The 7,469-nt window shown below is 74.6% G+C and carries 5 protein-coding genes and 1 pseudogene; 2 read left to right on the top strand and 4 right to left on the bottom strand.

Annotated elements, in window-relative coordinates:
• Positions 1-69 precede the first annotated feature (69 nt).
• Positions 70-536 (bottom strand): annotated as a pseudogene (locus KMS84_RS32925) (DUF1203 domain-containing protein).
• Positions 537-757: 221 nt separating this feature from the next.
• On the opposite strand from KMS84_RS32925, the gene pepN reads away from it, so the two are divergent.
• On the top strand, positions 758-3,325 hold the full coding sequence (pepN, locus tag KMS84_RS32920; protein WP_256920176.1) for an aminopeptidase N: 2,568 nt from the start codon (positions 758-760) through the stop codon (positions 3,323-3,325).
• 268 nt (positions 3,326-3,593) lie between these two features.
• Here the strand turns inward: pepN and KMS84_RS32915 are convergent, their stop codons facing one another.
• Positions 3,594-4,610, bottom strand: a complete 1,017-nt coding sequence (locus KMS84_RS32915) for an EamA family transporter (protein WP_256920175.1) — start codon at positions 4,608-4,610, stop codon at positions 3,594-3,596.
• 78 nt (positions 4,611-4,688) lie between these two features.
• On the opposite strand from KMS84_RS32915, the gene KMS84_RS32910 reads away from it, so the two are divergent.
• On the top strand, positions 4,689-5,210 hold the full coding sequence (locus KMS84_RS32910) for a MarR family winged helix-turn-helix transcriptional regulator (RefSeq protein ID WP_256920174.1): 522 nt from the start codon (positions 4,689-4,691) through the stop codon (positions 5,208-5,210).
• Between the two features lie 401 nt (positions 5,211-5,611).
• On the opposite strand, the gene KMS84_RS32905 is transcribed toward KMS84_RS32910, so the two are convergent.
• Positions 5,612-5,881, bottom strand: a complete 270-nt coding sequence (locus KMS84_RS32905) for a hypothetical protein (RefSeq protein ID WP_256920173.1) — start codon at positions 5,879-5,881, stop codon at positions 5,612-5,614.
• Positions 5,882-5,967: 86 nt separating this feature from the next.
• Positions 5,968-7,469: 4-alpha-glucanotransferase (gene malQ / locus KMS84_RS32900; RefSeq protein ID WP_256920172.1), on the bottom strand; the 1,502-nt coding region annotated here is incomplete at its 5' end.

Below are 7,469 nucleotides of genomic sequence, written 5' to 3'. Positions count from 1 at the left end.
CCCGCCCCCCCTCGTCGTTCCCGCGTCGGTCGTCCCCGCGTGCCGTCCCGCCGTGGCGGGCCGGGGGCGTCAGCGCGGGCGCACCTCGTACGGGAAGCAGCCGTGCTCGACGGCCCGTACGTGGACGAGGGCGACCCGCGGGTCCGCGAACGCCTCGGCGAAGGCCGCGCCGAACCCGTCGGGGTCCCCGACGAGGCGGCCGCCCAGGATGCGGCCGTCGTGGGAGGAGCGGCGGAGGGTGCGGTGGCCGTCCGTGAAGGGCAGGGCGTCCCCGGCCGGCCCCGGGCACGCGCGCGCGTGGAGGAGGACGGGGCCCGGTTCGTCGTACGGCCCCGGGTCGACGCCGGCGCCCCGGCCGCCCGGCGCGGCTAAAGCGCGTAGGAGACGAGGACGACGGACTCGCCGGGCTCGCTGCGGCGCAGGCAGCGGCGCATCGGGGCGCCGCCCTCCTCGTCGGTCACCGGGGCCGCCGGGCGGCCCGCGTCGTCGGTGGCGCGCAGTCGTCGCGGACGCCCGGCGGGAGGGGGACGGGCCATACGGTGCGGGCGGCGGGGCGGACGGCGGTCGGAGCCGTCATGCGCCCGGCCTCCCGCCCGCCGGCCGGCGGCACCGGCGGGATCCGGACGTCGCGGTCCGGCCGCCGCGTCCGCCGCGCGGCGCGCGGCGGGGCGGCCCGGGGTCGCGCGGAACGTCGTCGCCCCGGGCGGTCCCCTCGTGGAAGGATGGCGCAACCGACACATATCGAGGAGATGACCGCGTGCCTGGCACAAACCTGACTCGCGAAGAGGCGCAGCAGCGGGCGAAGCTGCTGACCGTTGACTCGTACGAGATCGATCTCGACCTGTCCGGGGCGCAGGAGGGCGGAACCTACCGGTCCGTGACCACGGTGCGCTTCGACGTCGCCGGGACGGGCGCGGAGTCCTTCATCGACCTGGTGGCCCCGACCGTCCACGAAGTGACCCTCAACGGGGACGCGCTGGACCCGGCCGAGGTGTTCGAGGACTCCCGGATCGCGCTCCCGGGGCTTCTCGAGGGCCGCAACGTCCTGCGGGTCGTCGCGGACTGCGCCTACACCAACACGGGCGAGGGCCTGCACCGGTTCGTCGACCCGGTCGACGAACAGGCCTACCTGTACACGCAGTTCGAGGTCCCGGACGCCCGTCGCGTCTTCGCCTCCTTCGAGCAGCCGGACCTGAAGGCCACCTTCCAGTTCACCGTGAAGGCGCCGACCGGCTGGACCGTCGTCTCCAACTCCCCGACGCCGGAGCCCACGGACGACGTCTGGGTCTTCGAGCCGACCCCGCGGATCTCCAGCTACATCACGGCGCTCGTCGTCGGGCCGTACCACAGCGTCCACAGCGTGTACGAGAAGGACGGCCAGTCGGTGCCGCTCGGCATCTACTGCCGTCCGTCCCTCGCCGAGTTCCTCGACTCGGACGCGATCTTCGAGGTCACGCGGCAGGGCTTCGACTGGTTCCAGGAGAAGTTCGACTACGCGTACCCGTTCGAGAAGTACGACCAGCTGTTCGTGCCGGAGTTCAACGCGGGCGCGATGGAGAACGCGGGCGCGGTCACCATCCGCGACCAGTACGTCTTCCGGTCCAAGGTGACCGACGCGGCGTACGAGGTCCGTGCGGAGACGATCCTGCACGAGCTGGCCCACATGTGGTTCGGCGACCTGGTCACCATGGAGTGGTGGAACGACCTCTGGCTGAACGAGTCGTTCGCCACCTACACCTCGATCGCCTGCCAGGCGTACGCGCCGGACTCGCGCTGGCCGCACTCGTGGACCACGTTCGCCAACTCCATGAAGACGTGGGCCTACCGGCAGGACCAGCTGCCCTCGACCCACCCGATCATGGCCGAGATCGGCGACCTGGACGACGTCCTCGTCAACTTCGACGGCATCACGTACGCCAAGGGCGCGTCCGTCCTCAAGCAGCTCGTGGCGTACGTCGGCATGGACGAGTTCTTCTCGGGCGTGCAGGCGTACTTCAAGCGGCACGCTTTCGGCAACACGCGTCTGTCGGACCTGCTCGGCGCGCTGGAGGAGACCTCCGGCCGGGACCTGGGCACCTGGTCGCAGAAGTGGCTCCAGACCGCCGGCATCAACGTGCTGCGCCCCGAGATCGAGACGGACGCCGAGGGCGTCGTCACGTCCTTCGCCATCCGCCAGGAGGCTCCCGCGCTCCCGGCCGGCGCCAAGGGCGAGCCGACCCTGCGCCCGCACCGCATCGCGGTCGGCCTGTACGGACTGGACGGCGACAGCGGCAAGCTGCTGCGCGAGGAGCGCGTCGAGCTGGACATCGACGGCGAGCTGACCGCCGTCCCGCAGCTGGTCGGCAAGCGCCGTGCGGACGTGATCCTGCTCAACGACGACGACCTGTCGTACGCCAAGGTCCGCCTGGACGAGCAGTCGCTCGCGTTCGTCACCGAGCACCTCGGCGACTTCGAGTCGTCCCTGCCGCGCGCCCTGTGCTGGGCGTCGGCCTGGGACATGACCCGCGACGGCGAACTGCCCACCCGCGACTACCTGTCCCTGGTGCTGTCCGGCATCGGCAAGGAGTCCGACATCGGCGTGGTGCAGTCGCTGCACCGCCAGGTGAAGCTCGCCATCGACCTGTACGCCGACCCGGCCGCCCGCGAGACCCTGCTGACCCGCTGGACGGACGCCACGCTCGCCCACCTGCGCTCCGCCGAGGCCGGCAGCGACCACCAGCTCGCGTGGGCGCGGGCGTTCGCGGCGACGGCGCGCACGCCGGACCAGATCGACCTGCTCGAGTCGCTGCTGGACGGCGGGCAGACCATCGAGGGCCTGGCCGTCGACACCGAGCTGCGCTGGGCGTTCGTGCAGCGTCTGGTGGCCGTGGGCCAGTTCGACGAGTCCGACATCTCCGCCGAGCACGAGCGCGACAGGACGGCCGCGGGCGAGCGGCACGCGGCGTCCGCCCGCGCCGCGCGTCCCACGCCGGAGGCCAAGGCGGAGGCGTGGGCGGCGGTCGTGGAGTCCGACAAGCTGCCCAACGCCCTTCAGGAGGCCGTCATCGGCGGGTTCGTGCAGACCGACCAGCGTGAGCTGCTCGCGCCGTACACGGACAAGTACTTCGACGTCGTCAAGGGCATCTGGGACTCGCGTTCGCACGAGATCGCCCAGCAGATCGCGATCGGCCTCTACCCGGCGGTCCAGGTCTCCCGGGAGACCCTGGACAAGACGGACGCCTGGCTGGCCTCGGCCGAGCCGAACGCGGCCCTGCGCCGCCTCGTCTCCGAGGCCCGCTCGGGCGTGGAGCGCGCGCTGAAGGCCCAGGCGGCGGACGCGCGGTAGTCCCCCGGTCCGGGCGCCGGGTCGCCCCGCCGCCCGGTCGCCCGGCAGCTCCGCGCGGGCGACCGTCCCGCACGGACGACCGAACGGGCGCGGACGACCCGCCTGGACGGACGACCGACCCGCACGGCGAAGGGCGCCCGGTGATCCCACCGGGCGCCCTTCGCGTGCCTCGGTCCGACGCCGGCCGGGGCGGCCGGGGGCGCCGGGCGGCCGGGGCCCGGCGGCGGGGCCGCCGTCGGACGGGAGCCGTCGGGCGGATCGGTCCGCGTCACGAGGTCCGCTCGGCGCCGGGCCTCGGCCCGGCCGTGGGGGCGGGCGTCCGGGCGGGAGCCGTCCGCAGCTGCGCGGCCGCTCCGAGCCGTCCGGCCCGCGGCCGCGCGTCCCCGAACCGGCCCGCCCCGAACCGTCCTGCCCCGAGGCGCGAGGTCCGCGCCCCTCGCGTGCCGAGCTGTCCGGCGACCGTCGCGCCGAACGCCAGCGCCATGCCCGCCAGCTGCACCGGCGTCAGCGCCTGGCCCAGCGCGGCCCAGCCGACGACGGCGGCCGTCAGCGGGGAGAGCGGGGCGAGGAAGGTGACCTGGGTCGCGCTGAGACGGCCGATGCCGCGGAACCAGAGCCAGTACGAGACGGCCGTGTTGGCGAGCGCGAGGTACAGGTAGCCGCCGACGGCCCGGCCGTCGAGAGCGGGCGGGGGGCCTTCGACGAGGAAGGCGAGCGGGGCGATCAGCAGTCCGCCCGCGGTGAGCTGCCAGCCGGCCAGGGCCAGCGGGCCCACGCCCTCGGGGCGGCCCCACTTCTTCGTCAGGACCGTGCCCGTCGACATCGAGGCGGCGGAGGCGAGGGCCGCGAGCACGCCGAGCAGGTCGAGCGCTCCGGCCGCCTTCAGCACGACGAGGCTGACGCCGAACGCGGCCACGACCCCGGTCACCAGGTTGCGCGCGGTGGGCCGCTGCCCCAGCAGCAGCGCCGAGAGGCCGACGACGAACAGCGGCCCCACCGAGCCGACGACGGCCGCCATGCCGCCGGGCAGCCGATAGGCGGAGAGGAAGAGCAGCGGGAAGAAGGCGCCGATGTTCAGCGCGCCGAGTATCGCGGCCTTGCCCCACCACACTCCTCGCGGCAGGACCCGGCCGAGCGCGAGGAGCAGCAGTCCGGCGGGCAGCGCGCGCATCAGACCGGTGAACAGGGGACGGTCCGCCGGGAGGAACTCGGTGGTGACGGCGTAGGTGGTGCCCCAGGAGACCGGGGCGAGGGCGGTGAGCAGGACGATCGCTGACCTCTTCATAGAAGTAGCTTAGCGCCAAGCTACTTACCGTCAAGCCACTTTCTTGCGCGTGACCGAAACCCCTTGGATACTCGGTCCATGAGCAGTCAGCAGCCGCCCCGCACGGACCCGGTCGACGCAATCGTCGAGCAGTGGGCGGCGGTCCGCCCCGACCTCGACACGGCCGCCATGGAGGTCTTCGGCCGGATCTCCCGGCTCACGCGCGCGATGGGCGACCGGATGGACAAGGCGTACGGGGCGCTCGGCATCGCCCGCGGGGAGTTCGACGTGCTGGCCACGCTGCGCCGCTCCGGCGAGCCCTACACCCTCTCGCCGCGCGGGCTGTCGGCGACGCTCATGCTGACCACCGGCGGGATGACCGGCCGCCTCGACAAGCTGGAGCGGGCGGGTCTGCTGCGCCGCTCCCCCGACCCGCACGACCGCCGCGGACTACAGGTGACGCTGACCGAGGAGGGGCTGGACCTGGTCGACCGGGCGGTGGGCGCCGGACTGGACGTCCAGACGAAGGCCCTGAACGCGGCCCTGAACGCCGAACAGGCCGACCGACTGGCCGACCTGTTGCGGGAACTGCTGCTGGCCACGGAGACGTCGGGCGGCTGATCCGCCCGGCGGGCGGGGGCTTCCGGCCGCACGCTCCACGGCGTCACCCGGACCGGCCGTCGTCGCACCGCGGAGGTGGTCGTCGGGTGGGGCGGCCGTCGCCCGATCCCGGGCGGGCGTCGCCCGGCATCGCCGTCGCGGGGGACGGCTTCACGGGACGGCTTCGCGGGAGCCACGACACGCGCGTCCGCTGGTGAACGGGGTCCGTGGCGGGGGCCGAGGCGATGACGGTGGGCGACGGGAGGCGCCGTCACCGGCGGCCGCGACCGTCGCCGGCAGCGAGGGCCGTCACCGGCGGCAGTCGGCTTCACCGGCGGCCGTGGCCATTGCCCGCTCGCGCGGCCGTCGCCCGCGGGCGCGGCCGCCTTCGGCGGCGGCGCGCCCGGGGGCCGGAGAGGCTTCTAGGCCTTGCCCTTGACCGCGATGTTGGAGCTGGTGGAGTCGGCGCGGTCCTTCGACCGGTCCAGGACCCAGACCAGACCGGCGATCAGCGCGAACAGGGCGAGCGGGGCCAGGACGTACAGACCCAGCGTCTCGATGACGCTCAGTCCCGGGCCGGGGTCGTCGCCGTCGTCGCGGGTCAGCGCGAGGGCGGGGGACGACATGAGCAGCATCATCAGCGTCGTACCGGCAGCCAGGGCGCCGGCGCGCAGGGCGTTCTTCTTGTCCACGGTGCAAAGCTAGCGAACGGCGTCGGGGAGCGCGCGTCCGGGGTGCCGTATGAGGCGCGGGCCCCCGGGCCCTCCCCGCCCGGCCGTCATGGCGCCGGCCGGCCCGGGTCGGGGTCGGGCCGCTCCCGCAGGACGTCCATCAGGGCGTGCAGCCGCGGCGAGGCGGCCAGCTGCTCCAGGGTGACCGGGCGGCCCTCCGCGTCGGCGATCGGCAGCCGCCAGTTCGGATACTGGTCCCAGGTGCCGGGCAGGTTCTGCGGACGGCGGTCCCCGACGCCGTCCGGAAGCCAGACGCCGATCATGCGGGCGGGGGTGTTCCGCAGGAAGCGGTGCACGGCCTGCACCTCCGCCTCCTCGGAGGAACGGTCGCCGCCTCCGCCGGCGCCGGCCAGCAGCCCGAGCCGGCTGAGCAGGTCCAGCCACTCCGCCGCGTCGTGGGCGGCCTCCGCGCGCTCCTCCTCCAGCGGCCGGGTCAGCAGGCCGAGGCGGTCGCGCAGTTCGACGTGCTCGCCGGTGAGGCGGGCGGCGGTGGACGGCAGGTCGTGCGTGGTGGCGGTGGCCAGACAGTCGGCGCGCCAGCGCTCCGGCAGCAGGGGGCGACCGTCGCCCTCCCAGTCCCGTTCGAACCACAGGACGGACGTGCCCAGCACCCCGCGCTCGCGCAGCGCCTCCCGCACGCCCGGCTCGACGGTGCCGAGGTCCTCTCCGATCACCAGCGAACCGGCGCGGGAGGCCTCCAGGACCAGCACGGCGAGCATGGCCTCGGCGTCGTAGCGGACGTAGGCGCCCTGGGTCGGCGGCTCGCCCTGCGGGACCCACCAGAGCCGGAACAGGCCCATGACGTGGTCGATGCGCAGGGCGCCCGCGTAGCGCAACAGCGCCCGCAGCAGCAGCCGGTAGGGCGCGTAGCCGGACGCCGCCAGCCGGTCGGGGCGCCAGGGCGGCAGACCCCAGTCCTGGCCACGGGCGTTGAAGGCGTCCGGCGGGGCGCCGATCGACATCCCGGCGGCGAAGTACTCCTGCTGCGCCCAGGCGTCCGCGCCCTCGGGGTGCACGCCGACCGCCAGGTCGTGCACGATCCCGACGGGCATGCCCGCCTCCCGCGCGGCGCGCTGGGCGGCGGTGAGCTGGGAGTCGGTGAGCCAGGCGAGCAGGGAGTGGAAGTCCACGCGGTCCCTCAGCTCCCCGCGGGCACGGGCGGTTTCGGCGGAGCGCGGGTCGCGCAGCGCGGCCGGCCACTGCTGCCAGCGGGAACCGTGCACCTCGGCGAGCGCGCACCAGGTGGCGTGGTCCTCCAGGGCCTGGCCCTGCTCGGCGAGGAAGTCGCAGTACGCGGCGCGCCGGCCCGGCCCGAGCGGCACGCGGGCGACACGCTCCAGGGCCTCCCGCTTGAGCTCCCACACGGCGTCGCGGTCGATCAGCTCACCCTTGTCCAGAACGGCCTCGCGCAGCCGTCCGGCGCGTTCCGCGGACGCGGCCCGCAGCGCGTCGTCGCGGAGGTAGGCGTACTCGGGGACGTCCTCGACCCGCAGGTGCACGGGGTCGGGGAAGCGGCGGGAGGAGGGCCGGTACGGGGAGGGGTCGGTGG

The sequence above is a fragment of the Streptomyces hilarionis genome, from assembly GCF_024539675.1.
Lineage (GTDB): Bacteria > Actinomycetota > Actinomycetes > Streptomycetales > Streptomycetaceae > Streptomyces > Streptomyces hilarionis.
This window is presented reverse-complemented; position numbering and strand designations above follow the sequence as displayed.

Excerpts from the sequence above, each read along its gene's own strand:
- KMS84_RS32915 (WP_256920175.1), bottom strand. The coding sequence starts at position 4,610 with ATGAAGAGGTCAGCGATCGTCCTGCTCACCGCCCTCGCCCCGGTCTCC.
- KMS84_RS32910 (WP_256920174.1), top strand. The coding sequence starts at position 4,689 with ATGAGCAGTCAGCAGCCGCCCCGCACGGACCCGGTCGACGCAATCGTC.